This is a genomic window from Bacillus sp. WC2503 (assembly GCF_052682895.1).
In genome coordinates, this window is record NZ_JBQYMD010000001.1 from 2829218 (window position 1) to 2849481 (window position 20264).

The 20264-nt window shown below is 35.9% G+C and carries 23 protein-coding genes; 8 read left to right on the forward strand and 15 right to left on the reverse strand.

Annotated elements, in window-relative coordinates:
* Positions 1–46 precede the first annotated feature (46 nt).
* The 4 genes from ACUN26_RS14390 to ACUN26_RS14405 form a co-directional block, all read right to left on the reverse strand.
* Positions 47–1288, reverse strand: coding sequence for a S1C family serine protease (locus ACUN26_RS14390; RefSeq protein WP_000542629.1), 1242 nt, complete (start codon positions 1286–1288; stop codon positions 47–49).
* Positions 1289–1491: 203 nt separating this feature from the next.
* Entirely contained in the window at positions 1492–2169 is a 678-nt protein-coding gene (locus ACUN26_RS14395; RefSeq protein WP_001044679.1) for a response regulator transcription factor, read from the reverse strand.
* An 18-nt stretch (positions 2170–2187) separates the two neighbouring features.
* Positions 2188–2640, reverse strand: a complete 453-nt coding sequence (gene nrdG / locus ACUN26_RS14400) for an anaerobic ribonucleoside-triphosphate reductase activating protein (protein WP_000867069.1) — start codon at positions 2638–2640, stop codon at positions 2188–2190.
* The gene (locus ACUN26_RS14405) at positions 2637–4493 is read right to left on the reverse strand and encodes an anaerobic ribonucleoside triphosphate reductase (protein ID WP_000941742.1); all 1857 of its coding nucleotides are present in this window, start codon (positions 4491–4493) and stop codon (positions 2637–2639) included. Before ACUN26_RS14405 ends, nrdG begins: the two co-directional genes overlap by 4 nt.
* A 225-nt stretch (positions 4494–4718) precedes the next feature.
* On the opposite strand from ACUN26_RS14405, the gene plsY reads away from it, so the two are divergent.
* Positions 4719–5315 carry a glycerol-3-phosphate 1-O-acyltransferase PlsY gene (gene plsY / locus ACUN26_RS14410; protein ID WP_000258971.1) on the forward strand — a complete coding sequence of 199 codons (597 nt, stop codon included), beginning with the start codon at positions 4719–4721 and terminating at the stop codon, positions 5313–5315.
* A gap of 108 nt (positions 5316–5423) precedes the next feature.
* Positions 5424–5714, forward strand: coding sequence for a HesB/YadR/YfhF family protein (locus tag ACUN26_RS14415; protein WP_001054451.1), 291 nt, complete (start codon positions 5424–5426; stop codon positions 5712–5714).
* A gap of 28 nt (positions 5715–5742) precedes the next feature.
* Here ACUN26_RS14415 and ACUN26_RS14420 read toward each other — a convergent pair whose 3' ends face one another.
* Positions 5743–6162, reverse strand: coding sequence for an acyl-CoA thioesterase (locus tag ACUN26_RS14420; RefSeq protein ID WP_000495823.1), 420 nt, complete (start codon positions 6160–6162; stop codon positions 5743–5745).
* A 109-nt stretch (positions 6163–6271) separates the two neighbouring features.
* Here ACUN26_RS14420 and ACUN26_RS14425 point away from each other — a divergent pair, with 109 nt between their 5' ends.
* Positions 6272–7564 carry a glycosyl hydrolase family 18 protein gene (locus ACUN26_RS14425; protein ID WP_000614832.1) on the forward strand — a complete coding sequence of 431 codons (1293 nt, stop codon included), beginning with the start codon at positions 6272–6274 and terminating at the stop codon, positions 7562–7564.
* Between the two features lie 83 nt (positions 7565–7647).
* Here ACUN26_RS14425 and sspN read toward each other — a convergent pair whose 3' ends face one another.
* From sspN to ACUN26_RS14445, 4 genes are all read right to left on the reverse strand, one after another.
* Positions 7648–7782 (reverse strand): acid-soluble spore protein SspN, encoded by a 135-nt coding sequence (gene sspN / locus ACUN26_RS14430; RefSeq protein WP_000527987.1) that lies wholly within the window; start codon positions 7780–7782, stop codon positions 7648–7650.
* A 43-nt stretch (positions 7783–7825) separates the two neighbouring features.
* Positions 7826–7969: an FbpB family small basic protein gene (locus ACUN26_RS14435; protein WP_001254699.1), complete on the reverse strand. Its 144-nt coding sequence runs from the start codon at positions 7967–7969 to the stop codon at positions 7826–7828.
* A 143-nt stretch (positions 7970–8112) separates the two neighbouring features.
* A complete protein-coding gene (locus tag ACUN26_RS14440; RefSeq protein WP_000528769.1) occupies positions 8113–9060 on the reverse strand; it encodes a 3'-5' exonuclease in 948 nt (315 codons plus the stop codon).
* 115 nt (positions 9061–9175) lie between these two features.
* The gene (locus ACUN26_RS14445; protein ID WP_000269081.1) at positions 9176–9751 is read right to left on the reverse strand and encodes a redoxin domain-containing protein; all 576 of its coding nucleotides are present in this window, start codon (positions 9749–9751) and stop codon (positions 9176–9178) included.
* Between the two features lie 250 nt (positions 9752–10001).
* On the opposite strand from ACUN26_RS14445, the gene ACUN26_RS14450 reads away from it, so the two are divergent.
* The gene (locus ACUN26_RS14450; RefSeq protein WP_001083872.1) at positions 10002–10259 is read left to right on the forward strand and encodes a hypothetical protein; all 258 of its coding nucleotides are present in this window, start codon (positions 10002–10004) and stop codon (positions 10257–10259) included.
* A gap of 23 nt (positions 10260–10282) precedes the next feature.
* Here ACUN26_RS14450 and ACUN26_RS14455 read toward each other — a convergent pair whose 3' ends face one another.
* Both ACUN26_RS14455 and acnA read right to left on the reverse strand, forming a co-directional pair.
* Complete coding sequence (locus ACUN26_RS14455) at positions 10283–11932, reverse strand: ABC transporter ATP-binding protein (RefSeq protein WP_000666373.1); 1650 nt, start codon at positions 11930–11932, stop codon at positions 10283–10285.
* Between the two features lie 117 nt (positions 11933–12049).
* Entirely contained in the window at positions 12050–14773 is a 2724-nt protein-coding gene (gene acnA / locus ACUN26_RS14460; RefSeq protein WP_000238588.1) for an aconitate hydratase AcnA, read from the reverse strand.
* Positions 14774–15063: 290 nt separating this feature from the next.
* Here acnA and sspO point away from each other — a divergent pair, with 290 nt between their 5' ends.
* On the forward strand, positions 15064–15213 hold the full coding sequence (gene sspO / locus ACUN26_RS14465; RefSeq protein WP_000043210.1) for a small acid-soluble spore protein O: 150 nt from the start codon (positions 15064–15066) through the stop codon (positions 15211–15213).
* Positions 15214–15252: 39 nt separating this feature from the next.
* On the opposite strand, the gene pdaB is transcribed toward sspO, so the two are convergent.
* The gene (gene pdaB, locus ACUN26_RS14470; RefSeq protein ID WP_002039311.1) at positions 15253–15978 is read right to left on the reverse strand and encodes a polysaccharide deacetylase family sporulation protein PdaB; all 726 of its coding nucleotides are present in this window, start codon (positions 15976–15978) and stop codon (positions 15253–15255) included.
* A gap of 46 nt (positions 15979–16024) precedes the next feature.
* Complete coding sequence (locus tag ACUN26_RS14475; RefSeq protein ID WP_001146300.1) at positions 16025–16288, reverse strand: hypothetical protein; 264 nt, start codon at positions 16286–16288, stop codon at positions 16025–16027.
* A gap of 121 nt (positions 16289–16409) precedes the next feature.
* Here ACUN26_RS14475 and ACUN26_RS14480 point away from each other — a divergent pair, with 121 nt between their 5' ends.
* Both ACUN26_RS14480 and ACUN26_RS14485 read left to right on the forward strand, forming a co-directional pair.
* The gene (locus ACUN26_RS14480; RefSeq protein WP_000517651.1) at positions 16410–16532 is read left to right on the forward strand and encodes a small acid-soluble spore protein P; all 123 of its coding nucleotides are present in this window, start codon (positions 16410–16412) and stop codon (positions 16530–16532) included.
* Positions 16533–16657: 125 nt separating this feature from the next.
* Positions 16658–17038: an Hsp20 family protein gene (locus ACUN26_RS14485; protein WP_000516750.1), complete on the forward strand. Its 381-nt coding sequence runs from the start codon at positions 16658–16660 to the stop codon at positions 17036–17038.
* A 50-nt stretch (positions 17039–17088) separates the two neighbouring features.
* Here the strand turns inward: ACUN26_RS14485 and ACUN26_RS14490 are convergent, their stop codons facing one another.
* Complete coding sequence (locus tag ACUN26_RS14490) at positions 17089–18327, reverse strand: MDR family MFS transporter (protein WP_000676818.1); 1239 nt, start codon at positions 18325–18327, stop codon at positions 17089–17091.
* Positions 18328–18394: 67 nt separating this feature from the next.
* Positions 18395–18802 carry a hypothetical protein gene (locus tag ACUN26_RS14495; RefSeq protein WP_000965132.1) on the reverse strand — a complete coding sequence of 136 codons (408 nt, stop codon included), beginning with the start codon at positions 18800–18802 and terminating at the stop codon, positions 18395–18397.
* Positions 18803–18938: 136 nt separating this feature from the next.
* On the opposite strand from ACUN26_RS14495, the gene ACUN26_RS14500 reads away from it, so the two are divergent.
* A complete protein-coding gene (locus tag ACUN26_RS14500; protein ID WP_000435885.1) occupies positions 18939–20141 on the forward strand; it encodes a serine-tRNA(Ala) deacylase AlaX in 1203 nt (400 codons plus the stop codon).
* Positions 20142–20264: the final 123 nt, after the last annotated feature.

Sequence of the window (20264 nt, forward strand, 5' to 3'; positions counted from 1 at the left end):
TAAAGAAAGTCTCTTTCAACATGAAAGAGACTTTCTTTTATTCCGATTATTGATTCTTAGTAGCTGAATTATCTGCTAACGTAGCTGATTTCGTCATTTTTTGACCATTGCGATAGAATGTAACTTCTACTTTCTCGCCAACTTTTTTCTTTTCATATAAATATTTACGGAATTGAAGAGCATTCTCTACCTTTTGATTATCTAATGCTACTACAAGATCATATTGCTCTAAACCTGCTTTTTCTGCCGGTGATATTGGATAGATTTTACCTAATACAACGCCATTTGTTACTTCTTTTGGCACTTTCAGCTGATTTACTGCATAAGTTTGCACATCTTCTAATGAAACGACACCTACTCCAAGCGCTGGACGTTTCACTACTCCATCTTTTTCAAGCGATTCGATGACTGGTTTTGCAATATTAATCGGAATTGCAAATCCGATTCCTTCAACTTCTTGCTGCGCAATTTTACTCGAATTAATACCGATTACTTCACCGTTTTGGTTAAATAATGCACCACCACTATTACCAGGGTTAATCGCTGCATCTGTTTGAATAACTTGTGCTTGCCAATCTGGGCGTTTGTCCCCATCAATATCAACTGGAATTTCGCGTTCTTTACTACTGATTATACCTTCCGTTACACTGCCATCAAATCCAAGTGGGTTTCCAATTGCAATCGCTTTTTCACCAGCACGAAGTTTACTGGAATCACCTAGACTTGCAACTTTATTTACATTAGATCCGTCAATTTCAACAACAGCTAAGTCTAACCAAGGATCCTTACCAACTAGTTTTGCATCAACTTGCTTTCCATCACTTAGTTTCACAGCAAGTTTATTCGCTCCATCTACTACGTGGTTGTTCGTTACGATATATGCTTTATTTCCTGCTTTTTTATAAATAACACCTGATCCTGAACCAGCTTGTTGTTCTTGACCTGTCGGTTGCATTGCAAATGGATCGACACTTTGTTGCATATTAATAACACCTACAACAACATCTTTCGCACCTTCAACCATACCTGGCAAATCAGTTTCGTTTTTTGATTTATTGACAACAGGAACTACAGTACCTTCTACTTGTTTATTAGAATTGAATGATGAAACTGCCGCTCCATTATTTTGCACCCATGGCATATAAGGTGCTGCAAAACTAATCGAAACCGCCCCGACTACAGCTCCCACTAAACCTGTGAAGAAATAACCTTTTTTACTTCCTGATTTTTTCACTTCTCTCGTTTCACTATGCTCTTCATTCAAATTTGGTCCGTCGTAATATCCCATTTTTATTTCCCCTCTCTGGTGAATTCGTATTTTCAGTATAGTCACGTTTTGTGTCCTTCTTGTGAACTCATCGTGAAATCCAATTAAAAAAATACTCCTATCTACCATTGTAGACAAGAAAATTATTTTTTGAACATTCTACCTTCAAAAAGAGGATATAAAATTGCTAAATTCCCAGGCTAAAGTGCACAAGTCATTCCAGATTATTCTTCGAATTTATAACCAACTCGAATAACAGTACCGATATGCTTCGCTTTATCTCCTAGCTTATTTCGCAATTTTTTAATATGCGTATCAACCGTTCGGTCATCACCGTAGTAATCATATCCCCATAACTGATCTAATAAATGTTGACGTGACAACACAATTCCTTTGTTCTCCATTAAATAAACAAGAAGTTCAAATTCTTTATGCGTCAATATAATTTCTTCTCCATCTACTAAAACAGTTCTAGATAGACGATTCACTTCTATTCCGGCTAAAGACATAGCATTTTCCTCCGCTACTCCTACCGCACCATCCGCACGTTTCAATAACGTCTTCGCGCGAGCTACTAACACTTTCGGGCTAAATGGTTTCGTTACATACTCGTCTGCACCTAATTCGAAACCTAGCAATGTATCATCCTCATCCGAACGTGCTGTTAGCATAATAATTGGTACTGCTGATTCTTTTCTAATTCGTCTACAAACAGACCATCCATCTATTTCTGGTAACATAATATCTAACATAATTAAATCAATTTCATGCTCTGCAAATAACTCTAGCGCTTTTTTTCCATCTTCTGCTTCAATCACTTCAAAGCCTTCATTACGAAAATAATCACTAACAATTTCACGTAATCTTCTTTCGTCTTCAACAAGTAATACTGTTTTATTCATATAATCTATCCCGCCTTTTTACTCTTTCAATCGAATAATACGTTGATTGGAGCTTCCGCGAAATGGAAGTGTTAAATCTCTTTTCTCGATTTCAAATCTTCCATCGACTAAAACATCCCCATAGTGTAACAACTCTATCATATCATTATTTTGAGAACTCTGTATCTCTTCTAACGTATAACCTGTATACATCCATAGATTTTTTTTCAAATCTTTCACGGCTTTTGCTACTTTTTTCACTTCAACAGCTTGAAAAAACGGATCTCCACCTGAAAATGTTACATCAGTTAATGGATTACTTGCAATCTCTTTCACAACTTCTTCTACCGTCATTTCAGTTCCATTGCAAATATTCCAAGATTTCGGGTTATGACACCCGAAACAACGATGCGGACAGCCCGCAAAAAACACGACTGTCCGCAACCCTTCTCCATCTACTACACTATCATGAATGATATTCATCACTTTCATTTATGCTTCACCCGATCCATCTCTTCGCTACGTTTCGCACTATTCCACTTCGACATATCTCCCACAAGATAGCCAGTTATACGGCGAATTCTTTCTATATTGGTCTCGTCTTCATTTCCGCAGCTTGGACATTCATTTCCAATAACTCCGTGATAGCTGCAGCATGTACAACGATCAACAGGATGATTAATTGAACCGTACCCAACGCCATGCTCTGCCATCGCTTGTACAATTTGTTTTAACGCCTTTTGATTATGCATCGCTGCTCCGTCTAGCTCAATATACGTAATATGTCCCCCGTTACATAGAGCATGGAAAGGTCCTTCTAAACGAATTTTATTTATCGCTTGAATGCTATAGTAAACTGGGATATGGAATGAATTCGTATAATAATTATGGTTCGTTATACCGCTAATCACCCCAAATTCTTCTCTATCTTTTTTCACAAACTTCCCTGATAACCCTTCTGCAGGAGTTGCAATTACTGAGAAATTCAGTTCATGTTCTTCCGTTGCTTTATCCATTCTATCTCTCATAAAGGAAATGATTTCATACCCGAGTTTCCATGATTCTTCATCTTCTCCATGATGCTTTCCTGTTAAAGCTACTAAGCACTCCGCAAGACCGATAAAACCAAGACTTAACGTCCCTTGCTTTAAAATGGATGCTACAGAATCTTCAGGCTGTAACTTCTCTCCACCGCGCCATACACCTTGTGAATATAAAAATCGAAAATCTCTTGCTCGCTTCGTACATTGATACTCAAATCTCTCTAATAATTGCTTAATCCCTAAATCTAAGTAATAATTTAACGCTTCAAAAAATGCTTCTTTTGAACCACTAATTAACGCTAATTTCACTAAGTTGATAGACGTAAATGATAAATTTCCTCTCCCAATCGCTGTTTCTTCTCCATGTATGTTAGACATGACACGGGTACGACATCCCATATAACATACTTCACTTTCCGGTCGTCCGTCATAATGCACTGCATTAAATGGCGCATCTAAAAATGAAAAGTTAGGGAATAATCGTTCAGCCGTTGTCTCTAACGCTAATTCAAATAAATCATGGTTCGGATCACATTCTTCAAAGTTCACACCTTTTTTCATTTTAAAAATTTGAATCGGAAAAATTGGTGTTTCTCCTTTACCAAGACCAGCTTGTGTCGCTTTTAAAAGTTGTCTAACTAATAACCGTCCCTCTTTTGATGTGTCTGTTCCATAATTAATAGAAATAAACGGTACTTGTCCCCCGCCCCTACTGTGCATACTATTTGAATTATGAACGAAAGCTTCACACGCCTGATACGTATCATTTTCTGTTTCTTTCCATGCAAATTCTTCTATTTGTTCTTTCGTAAGCGAATATGACTGTAATCGTTTCTTATGTCTCGCTACTGTTTTTCTCACATATGGAGCTAAATCAATATCAAAGAGTGCAAACGATTGACCACCGTGCTGCATATTTTGATTCGCCTGAAAAATAATAGACGAAAGAGCCAATGCACTTTTAATATCCTGCGGTTGTCTCATATGCCCATGTCCGGTATGAAAACCGTTCGCAAGCATTTGCGCTAACGGAATTTGCGAACAAGTCGTCGTTCCTGTCGCATAAAAATCTAAATCATGTGGATATAATATATTTTCATTTATCGCTTTTTTCACTTGGTCTGACAATAAATTTTCAACTGCATAATATTTTGCACTCTCAGATGCGAACGTTCCCATTACTCCCATCGGAGAGCGCCCATCTACATTTGCATTCTCTTGCATTAAATCTTGTTCATTGCCGTGGACAATTGTCCCAAACACTTTCATTAATTCTTCTCCACGTGTATTTCGTTGTAACATTTATAACCCTCCATCAATATGTTGTTATCTTTTGATTAAAATGTTACAACATATAGTCTTGTTGTTTCTGTGAGAAATGTAACATTCCTGTGAATTTTTTTTCACGAAATAATGAATTTTTCATTTACAAAAAAGAAATGTGCTCTTTACAAATGTATGGTACAATAAACGGGAAAAACTCTTTTTACCCTTTATCAACACATTTGAATAAAGGAGACTGAACTTATGGTTACTACATATCTTTTATTTATCGTTGCCTACTTACTTGGCTCGATTCCATTTGCATTAGTCGTTGGAAAAATCGGCTATGGAATCGACATTCGTGAGCACGGAAGCGGTAATTTAGGCGGAACAAATACATTCCGCACATTAGGGAAAAAAGCAGGTTTTACCGTTACAATTGCTGACATTTTAAAAGGGACATTAGCAACAGGTCTACCGATAATTTTCGGATTAGATATTCACCCACTATGGTTCGGATTAGCAGCTGTTCTTGGACATGTATATCCGATTTTTGCAAAATTCCGTGGTGGTAAAGCAGTTGCAACTTCTGCCGGGGTGCTATTATGCTACTCACCAGTTGTTTTTGCAATATTAGCTGTTGTATTTTTCACCCTTTTATTTACAACAAGATACGTATCACTTTCTTCTATGGTAACAGCTGTCGTTGCTGTTATTGCATCCATTGTTAGCGGGGATAAAATCTTCATTATTGCGATGTGTTTATTAGCAGGTATGGTTATTTATAAACACCGTGCAAATATCGGACGAATTATAAATAAAACTGAACCGAAAGCAAACTTCTCAAAAAAGCAAAAATAAGGTTGTAACCCACATAACGCAAAAAGAAAACGTGAAGCATATTAATAGCGTCTTTTTGCGTTATTTTTTATACTAAAGAAAAGGCAACATAATTTGGAGGAACTATACATGAATCTTTCCGTAACAAAAGAAGCAGCACAATGGTATAAAAACGAATTAAATTTACAATCAGGTGAAACACTACGCCTTTTCGTACAATACGGCGGTTGCAGTACTGTGCAAAAAGGACTTTCTTTAGGTATTCGTAAAGATGACCCTGCACATCCTGCTGTTCAAACTCAAGAAGAAGGTATTAACTTCTTTATTGAAGGCGATGATGAGTGGTTCTTCGATGGACATAATTTATCTGTTACACTTAACGACGGTGATGATTTCCCTCAATTTAATTATGAGAAATAAAAAAAGCGTGGCTTCTGCCACGCTTTTTTTATTTCTTTTTAATTTCCTCATATTTCGCATACCACTCAGGATATAATTTTTTAAATGATACAGGGCGGAACCCTTCTTTTTTCGCACAAATATTCGTTGTACTTGCAGTAATGCAAAGCTCACCATCACCGTTATATATTTCATAACCATATACAACACGAAGCGGGCTCACAGTATCAATCCACGTTTTCACAATTGCTTTTTCTCCGTAACGCATCGCTTTACGATATGAAATTTGCAAGTCTAATACAGGAGAAATAATTCCCTCTTTCTCCATTTCAACATATGAAAATCCTAATTCTTGTATAAGTTTCGTGCGCCCAAGTTCCAGCCACACTAAATAGTTTGAATGGTAAACAACACCCATCTGGTCTGTTTCCGCATAGCGGATTTCAACTTCATATTCTGCTACAAACATTTCTATTCGCCTTCTTTCACTTCTGCTACCTTGCATACATTTAATCATAATACAGTGGAATCAAAAATAAAATAAAAACAGTGAATCTTTTACCGAAAGGGGCAAACACATGATCCAAATTGTAACTGTTCGTAGCGGTGATAGTGTTTATGGTTTAGCATCAAAGTACGGATCTACACCTGAAGAAATTGTAAAAGACAATGGACTAAATCCTGCTGAAACACTCGTTGTTGGTCAGGCACTTATCGTTAATACAAAAGGAAATAATTATTATGTACAGCCTGGTGACAGCTTATATCGAATTTCTCAAACGTATAACGTTCCTCTCGCTAGCTTAGCTAAAGTTAATAATCTTTCATTAAAATCTATTCTCCATGTCGGACAACAATTATATATACCAAAAGGTACAAAACGAGCAGTAGAATCCATCGCTTATTTACAGCCTTCAACAATACCGATAAAAGAAAGTTTAGTAAATGCTACACGTGCTATTAATCCATTTTTAACATATTTAGCCTACTTCAGCTTTGAAGCAAAAAGAGACGGCACTTTAAAAGAACCAACGGAAACAGCGAAAATCGCTAATATTGCAACGCAAGGTAAAACCATCCCTATGCTCGTTATTACAAATATTGAAAATGGAAATTTCAGTGCCGATCTGACATCGGTTATTTTACGCGATGCAACAATCCAAAACAAGTTTATTACTAACATTTTGCAAACAGCTGAAAAATATGGCATGCGAGACATTCATTTCGATTTCGAGAGTGTGGTACCCGAAGACCGCGAGGCATACAATCGCTTTTTACGAAATGTGAAAACACGCTTACCTAGCGGGTACACATTAAGTACAACGCTTGTACCGAAAACAAGTTCCAATCAAAAAGGGAAATTTTTTGAGGCTCACGATTATAAAGCACAAGGACAAATTGTTGATTTCGTCGTCATTATGACATACGACTGGGGTTGGCAAGGCGGGCCACCGATGGCGATTTCTCCTATTGGTCCTGTGAAAGAAGTACTTCAATATGCGAAATCTCAAATGCCACCACAAAAAATTATGATGGGGCAAAATTTATATGGTTTCGATTGGAAACTTCCGTTCAAACAAGGAAATCCACCTGCAAAAGCAATCAGCTCTGTTGCAGCTGTTGCACTAGCTCGTAAATATAATGTTCCTATCCGCTATGATTTCACGGCTCAAGCTCCTCATTTCAATTACTTTGACGAAAACGGCGTACAACACGAAGTTTGGTTTGAAGATTCACGGTCCGTACAAAGTAAATTTAATTTAATGAAAGAACAGGGCATCGGTGGTATTAGTTATTGGAAGATTGGTTTACCATTCCCGCAAAATTGGCGTTTACTCGTTGAAAACTTTACGATTACAAAAAAGGGCTGACTTTTGTCAGCCCTTTTTTCATATTACTGTTACAAAACGTCTTTCATTCCCTCATAAAAAAGAAGAATGATAACATTCTCCTTTTAACCGTTATCAACAATCGGTTGTTTACCAGTTTGGTCTTGCATTTGTTTTCCTTTATTGCCACCAGCTTTTTTCGATTGCGTTCCAATATGATTCGGTGCAAAATCTTTTGAATTCTTTTTCGGATTACCCATTACTATCGCCTCCTTAACACTAGTATCGTACTAGTGTTAAGAATTATTCAGCTTGCTTAAAAAGTTTCATTTCATAACGTTTCTCAATACGCTCTTCAATGCGATCAATTGCATCACGATCGCTTAATAATTGTTGTTTATTTTCATTTACAAGTTCTTCAAACGATTTGCGGCGACTTCTTCTCATGCTGTTCACCCTCTCTCTTTCTCATTCTTACTACATAGTATGAGCAAACAAAAAACTCTTTAATCAGATTTGCAAGAAAATTTCATGTTTTAGTACTCCTAAAAAAAAAAACGCTATGTACAATAATTTGTACATAGCGTTTTTTATACCATAACATTTAAATACTCTTTGAGCTTCTCATCTGCATTCGTTTCATTTTCTCTATACGTATCAAGTGCTTGTAATACAAAATCATACTGTTCTAAAATATAACTTTCTAATTTCAAGACATCCGCTAAGCTATTAAGCATAACTCTTGTATTACCAACTTCACTTTTTAGAGCTGGTTCACATATTAAGCTCGTACATATTTCTTTCACATCATCTTCTACTATTTCTGTTAATACGTATTTCTTTCGTCCTTTTACTTTTAATCTCATAACTGGATAAAAAGCTTTTATATCTAAATAACTTCCTACGTTCATACAACGCAGCCATTCTACATTGCGTTTATTGCGGACAAGTATTTCTTTCACCGCTTCGTATACCGCAGTTTCATCAAGCACAGCCTTATTTACTTTTCGTTTCCCTTTTTCTTCAATAGATGTACATTTTTGATAAACAGCTGCACACGTAATACAGTCGTCAAATGCATTATGAGAACTTAGACGAATTCCAAGCATTCGCTTTAACGTCTCAAGTTTATGATTAGGTGCGTGCTTCATATATTTTTTTGCTAAAAACACAGTGTCAATCACCTTATTTTTAGGTTCAGGAAACCCAAGCATATTTACATTACTTTTCAAAAAGCGCATGTCAAAAGAAGCATTATGAGCCACAATAACATTTGTATGTAAAAATGCTAAAAATAAAGGTAAAACTTCTTCAATCGTGGGTGCATCTGAAACACGATAATTTGTAATACCTGTTAAACTCGTAATTCGGCTCGGAATCGGACGCTCTGGATTCACGTATGAAACAAATTGATCTACCAGTTCATGATTACGATATTTCACAGCTGCAACTTGAATAATTTTATCATTATAAGGGTTAAATCCTGTTGTTTCAAAATCAATTACAACATAATCTAACGGTAAGGATACATTCCCCACTCCATACACTCCTTTATCTCTAAACGTTTATATTTCTTACATCATATCATGAAGTTATTACTACTTGAAAAAGAAAAGGCAGAAATGGGAACTCTCCACCTCTACCTTTTCACCGTTATTTTAATTTAGCAATTCGTTTTTCCATCTCTTTTTGCGTCATCGGTCCAATGAACTTATCCTGAATGACGCCTTTCGTATCTATAAAATACGAAGTTGGGATCGTAATTACTTTATAAGCTGTTGTCACATCAATGTTCTTGTCCAATAAAATAGGAAAAGTAATCCCTTTTTCCTTAGCAAAATTGCTTACTTTTTCTTCTCCCCCACCTTTTTCTGAAGGCGTATAATTTATTGCTAAAATTTCTACGTTTTCTTTATGTTCTTTATAGAAAGCCTCCATATCAGGCATTTCTTGCTGACAAGGCCCACACCACGTTGCCCAAAAATTTAAAATAACTTTCTTTCCTTTTAAATCCGATAGCTTTACATTCGTTCCATCTAACTTAGTTAATTCAAAGTTTGGTGCACTCTTTCCTACTTCAATACCATTACTTGCAATCATCTCTTTCATAGCAGCTTCACTTTTTTCTTGCTTCCCTTGTACCGCCTGATCTTTATTACCGAACTGTTCATAAGCTGCATATCCCGCTAAACAAAGTAACACTACAATAATCGTAAGCTTCCGCCACATTTTATATCACCCTAACGTGTTTATGTACTTTTAACAAATTCATCAAAATACTATATACCTTATTTTAGCTTATACGGACGAGCTTGGAAATATTCACAGTCAAAATAATTAGAATATTCTCATTTAAAGTGAGGTTTTTTCCTTTTTATCATATAATTAGAAAAACAGATGAGGTATTTTATCTTCGTATTGACCCACTTACCTATTTACTCTCGTAGTTATATAACCTTCAACAAAAGGGGGATTGTTTATGAATTCATTCGAAAAAATAACATTATATATTCTTAGTTTTCTTTTATACCCAATCGGCATTATTACATGGATCATTTCACTCTTTAGTAAAGATCTTAAAAAAAAGAAAGTAGGGCGTATTTGTCTCTACATCTCTCTAGTCTCATTCGTCCTTTTCGTAATCCTTGGAATTACAACTTTCCTTATGACTGCTACTTTTAACATTGATCTAAATCACTCCGAATCTATCGAGTATCAAATAAATGACGCTGAATAAAGATAAGGGCATTGCTCTTATCTTTATTCATATCTTTGTAAAAACGAATGACTATTTATTAATTTTTCAGGACTTCCACCTGCAACAATACGTCCTTCCTTCATTATGACAACACGATCTGCTAATATCGCTTTCTCGACATCATGTGTTACCACAATTCTCGTGACCTCTCTTCCTAATCCTTCTATCATATTCCAAACAGTTTCTTGGTTGCTCGGATCTAATCCCGCAGTTGGTTCATCTAAAATAATAAGATTCGGATTTGAAACAATGGCACGTAATAATGCAAGACGTTTTCTTTCTCCTCCAGAAAATTCTACACCGCTTTTATGTAGTTCAGTTTCAATCCCTTCTGATAAATCTCTAATAATCGGTTTCACATTTACAAGTTCAATATTTTTTTCTAATTGATTTTCTAAATACTCTTCTCCGAAATGCACATTCTCTTTTACTGTCGTCCGAAAGAAACGAGGTTCTTGCCACACTGTAGTCATACGAGCCTCATTACCATAATAAACAATGCTACCGTTAGATGGTTTATACAAACCTGTCATTAATTTTAAAAGCGTCGTCTTTCCTGCGCCACTTTCTCCCACAATAATAACAAGTTCACCAGGGTGAATTTGCAAATCAATATTATGAATTCTGCATTTCTCTCCATCACTTTCCTGAAATGAAACATTTGTTATCGTCATCCCCATCGCTCTTTCTACCTTACTATCTGCCCCTCGTTTATCTAAAAAAGAAAAAACTCTATTTGCCGAAGCAGCTGCAACTTGTGTCATCATTAATAAATCGCCAACGTAACGAACTGGAAAAAAGAGCATTTCAATTGTAGCTAACACGGCAACAAGTGCGCCAACTTCCATTTCCCCCTTCATTATTTTTTGCGCGCCTATAATGAGAACAACGATATATGCCCCTGTTTCAATCACTGTTCCAACTACTCCAATACAGTGTTGCATCATCGTCTTCTTTACTTCTGTTTTATAGGATTGTGCTGTTACTCCTTTAAATAAGCGAATGGCCCACTTTTCTTTTTGCAAACTACGTAAATCTTGTACGCCTTTTACAAACTGCGACACCATCTCTACAACACTTGATTGATTGTTTTGAGCGATGCTTGCGATATTCCTGACCTTTTTCCCCATCAACATCGGAACCATTGCACTAAAAAATAAAAACGGAGTTACCCACAATATAAACTTCATATCTATATGTTGTAGTGCTATGAACGCACCTATAAATTGCGCAATAGCGTGTATATATTCTATTAATATAGAACCATATAATCTGACCCAATTCGGAATATCAGACACAACTAGCGTCTCTAACTCTCCTTGCTTAATCTTCTCACTCTCTTCAAATGGTAATAAGAAAAAATGACGCAATACATATATACGCTTCTTTCGCAATATTCGTTGACTCGCTTTTGAGCTTACATAATCAAATGAAAGATTGTTCACCCACATCAACAAGCGGCTCCCCGCAAACAATGCAATATATACATACGCAGCTTTTAACTCCCGCTGAATCAGGTTATCTACAATTAGCCCCATGAATAGTGGACGGGATAAGTTTAAAATAGCAGCAAAGCATCCACTACATACAGCTGCTATTACTAATAATTTTTCTTTCTGTAACGGTAACAGTATTCTTTTATATTCTTTCATGACGTTTCCTCCATTTTTTATAGTAAAAAGAAAGGGATGAAACCAAATGGTTTCATCCCTTTCCATAAAATAAGGAAGCTAACAGTTGTTAGCTTCCTTCTCGTTCATTTCAATTATTTAGTTCGACACTTTAGATTCTTCAATTTTCTCACGAAGAACCATTTGTAAGATACCACCGTGACGGTAGTAGTCAATTTCAACTTCACTATCGAAACGAGCTACTACTTCAAATTGTTTTTCGTTGCCATCTGCATCAGTTGCAACTACTTTTACAAGATCGCGTGGTCTAACTGTTTTGTCAATTTGAATTTCAAATGACTCGTTACCAACAAGACCTAACGTTTCAGCGCTTTCGCCATCTTTAAATTGAAGTGGTAACACACCCATTAACACTAAGTTACTACGGTGAATACGCTCGAAGCTTTCGGCGATTACTGCTTTAATACCTAATAAGTTTGTACCTTTCGCAGCCCAGTCACGAGAACTTCCCATACCGTAATCTTTACCAGCAACAACTAGAAGGCCTGTGCCATCTTCTTTATATTTCATAGCAGCATCATAGATAGATGTTACTTCACCAGTTGGCCAATATGTTGTATATCCGCCTTCTGTTCCTGGTGCGATTTGGTTTTTAATACGGATGTTCGCGAATGTACCACGCATCATAACTTCATGGTTACCACGACGAGAACCGTAAGAGTTAAAGTCAACTGGTTGTACGCCATTTTCTAATAAGTAGCGTCCAGCTGGTGTGTGCTTACCAATTGAACCTGCTGGTGAAATATGGTCTGTCGTTACAGAATCTCCAAATTTACCAACAATGCGTAAACCTGATAATGTTTCAACTTCACCTGGTTCTTTAGATAATCCTTCAAAGAATGGTGGGTTTTGAATGTATGTTGAATCATTATCCCAGGTATATAAAGCTTCATTTGAAGTTTGGATTTCATTCCAACGCTCATTGCTATTAAATACTTGTGCATATTCTTTCTTGAACAGTTCAGATGTAACAACACTTTGAACTACATCTTCAATTTCTTTAGCTGATGGCCAAATATCATTGAAGTATACAGCATTGCCATTTGCATCTTTACCAATTTCATCATTTTTCAGGTCAATATCAACAGTACCTGCAAGTGCATATGCCACAACAAGTGGTGGTGATGCTAAATAGTTTGCTTTTACAAGCGGGTGAATACGACCTTCAAAGTTACGGTTACCAGATAAAACAGATGTTACTAATAAATCGTTTGCTGCAATTGCTTCTTCTAATTCCTCTGCTAGTGGACCAGAGTTACCGATACAAGTCGTACAGCCGTAACCAACTGTTTGGAAACCTAATTGATCTAAATATGTTGTTAAACCTGATTTATCTAAGTACTCAGTAACAACTTTAGATCCTGGTGCTAATGATGTTTTTACGTACTCAGGTACTACAAGCCCTTTTTCAATTGCTTTCTTCGCAACTAGACCTGCCCCAATTAATACGTATGGGTTTGATGTATTTGTACAGCTTGTAATTGCAGCGATTGCAATTGCACCTGTTTTCATCGTTACTTCTTTATCTTCTAATGTAACCTTCACTTCTTTATCGAACTCTTGCGCATTAAATCCAAGTCCTTGTGTTCCAACTGGTGCTACAACAGCTTTGTGGAACGCATCTTTCATATCTGAAAGTGGAATTAAATCTTGTGGGCGTTTCGGTCCAGAAAGGTTAGATTCAATTGTATTTAAATCAATTTCAACAAGATCAGTGTAAATTGGATCTTTGCTGCCCGCTGTATAGAATAAGCCGTTCGCTTTACAATATTCTTCAACAACGCGAATTTGTTCTTCATCTCTACCTGTTAAACGTAAGTATTCTAATGAAATATCGTCAATTGGGAAGAATCCACAAGTTGCACCGTATTCTGGTGCCATGTTTGAAATTGTTGCACGGTCAGCTAAAGGCATGCTCTTTAGTCCATCACCGAAGAACTCAACGAATTTACCAACTACACCTTTTTGACGTAATACTTGTGTTACTTTTAATGCAACATCAGTTGCTGTAGTACCACTTGGAAGTGTGCCAGTTAATTTCACACCGATTACTTCAGGTACTGGGAAGTATGAAGGCTGTCCAAGCATTCCTGCTTCTGCTTCAATACCACCAACGCCCCATCCAAGAACGCCGATACCGTTAATCATCGTTGTATGTGAGTCTGTTCCAACCAATGAATCTGGGTATGCAACTAAATCGCCTTCAGCATTTTTCACCGCGTGAACAACTGGTGCTAAATATTCAAGGTTTACTTGGTGTACGATACCTGTTGCTGGTGGAACTGCACGATAGTTATCAAATGATTTTTGTGCCCAGCTTAAAAATTTATAACGTTCTTCATTACGTTTAAACTCTAAGTCCATGTTGAATGCAAGCGCATCTGCCGTACCCGCTCTATCAACCTGTACAGAGTGATCAATTACAAGGTCTACAGTAATTTCTGGATTAATTTTATCAGGATCTCCGCCCATGTCTGCCATTGCTTTACGAAGCGAAGCCAAATCTACAACAGCTGGAACACCTGTGAAGTCTTGTAAAATTACACGAGATGGTTTAAATGGAACATCGATATCTTGAACATCTTTCGTTCCCCATTTCGCTAAATTTGTAACATGTTCTTCTGTAATTACGCGTCCGTCTACTTGACGAAGTACAGATTCAAGTAAAACTTTCACGGAATATGGTAATTGAGATACGTTGCCAACCCCTGCGTTTTCAAGCGCTTTCAATTGATAATAATGATACGTTTTTCCATCTACTTCGAAAGTTGCGCGTGATTGAAATGGATTATGTTTGACCATTATGTTTCCCCCCTGTTAAACGTGACTAAGTTGTCTGAATATAAAATGTAGACAAACTTTTCAATACCTTACGATAATATCTTATTACAACTTTCTAAATAAGTAAATAATAAGAAACTTATGGATTATCATAAGTTTTCTTTATATTTCTAAATTTGAATAGTGTTCATGCTCCTTATGAATACTATTACCATAAAGTAAAGTACTCTTTCAGCGCTTTACTTTACGTTCATATATGTTATGAACAACTCATGTTTTATCTATAAAAAAACATTATAGAGGTGAGAAAAATGAGTAAACAAAAAGCAAATCATACTATTTCAGGAATGAATGTTGCATCCGCACAAGGACAAGGTGCTGGTTATAACGAAGAGTTTTCAAATGAGGCTTTAACTCCAGCAGAGCGACAAAATAATAAGAAACGTAAAAAGAATCAGTAACAAAAAAACCAAAAGGTATGTCTGCCTTTTGGTTTTTTTCTAATGCTTATAACGTAATAACTCCGAAACCGTTACAAATCGATATCCTTGCTTTTTAAGCTCAGGTAAAATTTTCGATAACGCTGCCACTGTTTGACTACGATCACTTCCTCCATCGTGCAACAGTACAATATCTCCACTTTTAGCATGTTTCACAACATGATTTACAATGGACTCAGTACCTGGATTCGCCCAATCACGAGGGTCTTGATGCCACGACCATAGAACAGTTTGATAACCAGCTTCTTTAGCTGTTTTAAATACAGCATCGTTAATATATCCGCCTGGAGGACGGAACAACAAAGGTTCTTTCACCCATTTTTTAAAGTATTTCTTTCCATCTAAAATATCATTTTCTAATTTTTCATCAGATGAATTACTCGCATACAAATGATTCATCGTATGATTTCCAATTTCATGCCCCTCTTTTAACACTTGCTTTACTAAATATGGATTACGCTGCACACGGAATCCAATCATAAAAAAAGTCGCTTCTGCTTTATATTGACGTAATAAATTTAATATTTGTGGTGTATAAGTTGGATCAGGTCCATCGTCAAATGTAATTGCGATAATTTTTTCACTATTAGGTACTTCCCACGTTACATAGCCAGTTGGTTCTAGCTCTTTTCTAAGCAACATTTTCGCTTCCACTTTTTCCACTTGAAATATATGTACTGCACATAGTAAAGAAAAAACTAATAGAAAAACCTTTTGTTTTAACATAGCGTTCGTTAAAGTAATAAGGTTGTCGAATACGCAACAACCTCTTTTACTTTTCTAGTTGATCTACATTTCGCATAATATTTTGAAGATTATTTTCGTATTGCTCAAGTTGTGGACGTTGTGTTTCCGAAGCTACTTCTAGTGCATTTTGAATTTGTTCATACGCTTCCTGAACCTCTTGACGTAACTCTTTTAAATCATGACCGTAGTTCGGATCATTTTTCACGATATTGTTAAATGAATTTTCTGCTTGTGTAACCCCTTGCTGCGCTGCTTGAAAAGCTTGTTGCTTATCTTTATGATATGGCATTATACAATCCCCTTTCCATAATAGTTAGTCCCATTTATCTTTACCCTTTTTTCTAAAAACATTCTCGTATAAATTTACAAACTTCTCTCATTCTAAATAGAAAGAGGAGGTGTCACATACAATGGGAAAAAACAATCGTGAATCGAAAGAAAAAAAAGGACAACCTGAACCATTAAGCGGATCTCATAAAGTAAAAAATCGTAACCATTCACGCCAAAAAAACCATGCGCATCATGATATGTAATAAGAAAATATTCACATACTGTGTATATTCGACATAAAATGTTTATATTTTGCCATTTATTCTTCACCTCTATTTCATTCATGCATAACATGATATGAATTGATATTTTACGGAGGGTGTCTTACATGGGCAAGAAAAAGAAGGATTGTCTTTTTCATGTTGATGGTTTCGAAGAATGGATGGATCAATTTTGTTCTGATACTTGTAGCAACTTTAGTTTTCCAAATGAAATTCATATCGATCTTTGTGAAACAGAGGAAGAATACATTTTGGAAACAGATGTACCAAATGTGACTGAACAAAATGTACGCATTAAAAAGATGGAGACAGGCCTAAATATATGCATACTTCATAAAAATACTTCTTTACAGCGAACAATCTCTTTACCTACTACTATCATTTATAAGAAGATGCTAGCCTGCTTAGAGAATGGATTTTTAGCCATTCATATTTCCAAAAATGAAGTTGCCAATAAGCATGAAAAGAAGGTTCTTTTTTCAAATTGAGAGTTAACGTAAATACAAAAATAAGCCCCAGCAAGTTGCTGGGGCTTATTTTATTTCACTTGTATTTCTATATTATAATTTCTATCGTACCTTTTTTTCAATAAACCTTTTGTAACTAAAAGTACAGGAAATGCTACAGTTGAAAATAGGGCTAGCGCTAAAAATACTACAAACCCATTTTGATACCCGTAATAATCGAGTAGTACTCCCCCAAACCAAGGACCAATTACTCCTCCAATTCCTGAAAAGCCCATCGCTCCGAAGTATGTTCCTTTCAGGTTGGAATCAGCGATCTCATCAATAAATACATCTGTCATTGAAAACATTAAAACTTCTCCAAATGTGAAAATAATGGTACAAATAGCTGCTCCTAACATAGATTCTACTAGTCCAAATCCAAATAATCCCCCACTCACAAATAACGTTCCAACCATAATTGATGCTAACGGTGTATACTTTTTACACATTTGAATGACAGGGTATTGAATAACCACTACTACAATTGCATTTAAAGCTAGCATATATGAGAACAACTTTACCCCATCCTGAAATATATGTGCATTAGCAAAATATTGAGATACTGTCGTCGTTAAATGTGAAAAACCACTATTACTCAAAATAATACCGACTAACGCAACTAAAAATACTACATCCTTTCGCAATATACGAATTGCATTTAGCATTGTAACAGGATTTTCTGTATTCATTTTCTTTTTATTAAGTGGATATTTCTTAAATTGCAGTGCTAATATAGCTGTATATAGAATGTAAACTCCAGCGGCTACTAAAAAAGGAATTGTTGATTTTGCACTTCCGAGCTGTAATCCAACAATTGGTCCAATCGCAACCCCAACATTTATTGCACCATATCGTAAGTTATAGACGAGTAACCGATACTCTGGCTTTGTTAAATCTGATAATAACGCTCTTGATGTCGGTTCAAAAAAAGAACGACATAATCCATTCAAAGCGTTTAATAAAAAGAAACTCAAAACATGATCTGCAACTGAAAATCCGATAAATACAAACACCCAAACAATCATGGACCATATTATAATCATCTTCCGACCAAATCGATCCGATAAATTGCCCCCAATAAAACTAGCAAACACTCCAACAAGCGCACTCGTTCCAATAATAGCACCCGTCATTCCAGCTGAAACGTCTTTAACAGTTGTTAAATAAATTGCTAAAAAAGGAATACTCATTGAAGTTGCAAACCTCGCAAATAATGTCCCTATTATAATTGTCATGCCAAGTGGATGAATATTTTGTAACTTCCCCTTCATCTTTAAACCTACTCTCCCTTTTCTTACATAAAAAAAGAAAGCAAAGGATCTGCTTTCTTTTTCCTTTTTATACTTGAGATGTTTGCACCCGAGCCGCTCTCGATATGTCCATATCAATGCCATATGTAAACTGTAATTCTTTACAAATATCTTTAATTAAAATTGCTACGTTATACTTTTCATTAAATTGTAAAACAATACTTTCTACTTCTTCATATGTATACTTATATTCGCCAGTAATTACACTTTTTAAATCAAAGCATTCATTCATACAAAGCTGCACAAGTAATTGATCATACTTCTCTATCACATCTTCTTTTTTCCACAGTAACTCTTTTACATATAACCGATCAAATTTCACGCTTTCTCGATTACACTCCGTTAAAATCCGGGTCATTTCATTTAATTCTCGGTATAATTCAGAAATATTTCTGTTTAAACTAAGCAGTTTATCTACGCCGTTTTCATATAGCATTTCATTCCACCCCCGCATTTTCTTTTTCTTATTATAGCAAGAAAATTCTAAAAATAGTTTCTTTCTTCTGAAATATTAGGAAACTTATTTCAATTGTTTTACAATGAAACTAGTGAATACGAAAGGGGAAAGAAAATTGGAGCAAAAATTATATTACATCGACGCTTATACGAAAGACTTTACTACGAAAATTATAAAGCAAGATTATGATAAAGAAGATAACTTATATGTTGTTTTAAATGAAACGGCATTTTACCCAACAGGCGGTGGACAACCATATGATACTGGCACACTAAATGGTACCTTAGTCACTAATGTTGAAGAAGTAAATGGAGAAATCCGCCACTTCATTGCAGAACAATTAGAAACAGCAGAAGTAGAAGGTAAAATTAATTGGGAGCGCCGTTTTGATCATATGCAGCAACATGCAGCTCAGCACATTTTATCTGCTGCTTTTTGGGATCATTTTAACATACCCACTATCGGATTCCATCTTGGAAAAGAAACGGTGACAATTGATTTAGAAACAGAAAATCTTCCTGCAGAAACGATTGAAAAAGCAGTGCAAATTGCCAACAATATTGTTTTTGAAAACCACCCAATCCGTATTCAGTGGATGAACTTAGAGGAAGCGAAAACGTTACCTCTTCGTAAAGAACCGACTTTAACCGAAAATATACGCGTTGTTATTATCGAAAACTTTGATTATAACGGCTGTGGTGGAACTCATCCGAGACGTACAGGTGAAGTAGGTCTTATTCAAGTACTTAATTGGGAGCGCAATAAAGGTGGTATTCGATTAACGTTTATCGCTGGCTGGCGCACACTGAAATTAATGGGACAACAGCAACAAATTATGAAAGATGTTTCTAAACAATTAAATAGTAGCGAAACTGATATTCCAGCAAAAGTAGCACAACTTCTTATCTCTCAAAAAGAAAACGAAAAAGCGATACAGACAATGAATGAAAAATTATTATTTGCAGAGGCAAATGAACTATTACAACAGCCTGCAGAAATACATGCTGGATTCCTTATTTCTAAAGTATTTACAAATCGTTCTATGCAAGAAGTTGCCAAACTATCTGCTATCATTATAGAACAACAAGAGCATGCAATTACATATTTCGTCATTGAAAATGATGACAAACTACAATGCATCCTCGCTTGTGGAAAAACAGTAACGCTCGATATGAATGCTCTTTTAAAAGATGCACTTCCTGCAATTGAAGGAAAAGGTGGCGGAAATAAAAAGAGCGCTCGCGGTGGTGGGAAAGCGATTATGAGCAGTGATGAGTTTTTACATCAGCTTATTTCTTCTTTACAATCTGCAGTGTAAAACATTTCTTAAGGAGATGTCGTCTAGCGAAATTTCAAACTAGGGACATCTCCTTATTTTTTGCTTCATACATAGTAATACGATAAATGAAATTTCAGGAACGACATTTTGACTTTATCAATC

Excerpts from the sequence above, each read along its gene's own strand:
- ACUN26_RS14390 (WP_000542629.1), bottom strand. The coding sequence starts at position 1,288 with ATGGGATATTACGACGGACCAAATTTGAATGAAGAGCATAGTGAAACG.
- ACUN26_RS14395 (WP_001044679.1), bottom strand. The coding sequence starts at position 2,169 with ATGAATAAAACAGTATTACTTGTTGAAGACGAAAGAAGATTACGTGAA.
- nrdG (WP_000867069.1), bottom strand. The coding sequence starts at position 2,640 with ATGAAAGTGATGAATATCATTCATGATAGTGTAGTAGATGGAGAAGGG.
- ACUN26_RS14405 (WP_000941742.1), bottom strand. The coding sequence starts at position 4,493 with ATGTTACAACGAAATACACGTGGAGAAGAATTAATGAAAGTGTTTGGG.
- plsY (WP_000258971.1), top strand. The coding sequence starts at position 4,719 with ATGGTTACTACATATCTTTTATTTATCGTTGCCTACTTACTTGGCTCG.
- ACUN26_RS14415 (WP_001054451.1), top strand. The coding sequence starts at position 5,424 with ATGAATCTTTCCGTAACAAAAGAAGCAGCACAATGGTATAAAAACGAA.
- ACUN26_RS14420 (WP_000495823.1), bottom strand. The coding sequence starts at position 6,162 with ATGTTTGTAGCAGAATATGAAGTTGAAATCCGCTATGCGGAAACAGAC.
- ACUN26_RS14425 (WP_000614832.1), top strand. The coding sequence starts at position 6,272 with ATGATCCAAATTGTAACTGTTCGTAGCGGTGATAGTGTTTATGGTTTA.
- sspN (WP_000527987.1), bottom strand. The coding sequence starts at position 7,782 with ATGGGTAATCCGAAAAAGAATTCAAAAGATTTTGCACCGAATCATATT.
- ACUN26_RS14435 (WP_001254699.1), bottom strand. The coding sequence starts at position 7,969 with ATGAGAAGAAGTCGCCGCAAATCGTTTGAAGAACTTGTAAATGAAAAT.
- ACUN26_RS14445 (WP_000269081.1), bottom strand. The coding sequence starts at position 9,751 with ATGTGGCGGAAGCTTACGATTATTGTAGTGTTACTTTGTTTAGCGGGA.
- ACUN26_RS14450 (WP_001083872.1), top strand. The coding sequence starts at position 10,002 with ATGAATTCATTCGAAAAAATAACATTATATATTCTTAGTTTTCTTTTA.
- ACUN26_RS14455 (WP_000666373.1), bottom strand. The coding sequence starts at position 11,932 with ATGAAAGAATATAAAAGAATACTGTTACCGTTACAGAAAGAAAAATTA.
- acnA (WP_000238588.1), bottom strand. The coding sequence starts at position 14,773 with ATGGTCAAACATAATCCATTTCAATCACGCGCAACTTTCGAAGTAGAT.
- sspO (WP_000043210.1), top strand. The coding sequence starts at position 15,064 with ATGAGTAAACAAAAAGCAAATCATACTATTTCAGGAATGAATGTTGCA.
- pdaB (WP_002039311.1), bottom strand. The coding sequence starts at position 15,978 with ATGTTAAAACAAAAGGTTTTTCTATTAGTTTTTTCTTTACTATGTGCA.
- ACUN26_RS14475 (WP_001146300.1), bottom strand. The coding sequence starts at position 16,288 with ATGCCATATCATAAAGATAAGCAACAAGCTTTTCAAGCAGCGCAGCAA.
- ACUN26_RS14480 (WP_000517651.1), top strand. The coding sequence starts at position 16,410 with ATGGGAAAAAACAATCGTGAATCGAAAGAAAAAAAAGGACAACCTGAA.
- ACUN26_RS14485 (WP_000516750.1), top strand. The coding sequence starts at position 16,658 with ATGGGCAAGAAAAAGAAGGATTGTCTTTTTCATGTTGATGGTTTCGAA.
- ACUN26_RS14490 (WP_000676818.1), bottom strand. The coding sequence starts at position 18,327 with ATGAAGGGGAAGTTACAAAATATTCATCCACTTGGCATGACAATTATA.
- ACUN26_RS14495 (WP_000965132.1), bottom strand. The coding sequence starts at position 18,802 with ATGCTATATGAAAACGGCGTAGATAAACTGCTTAGTTTAAACAGAAAT.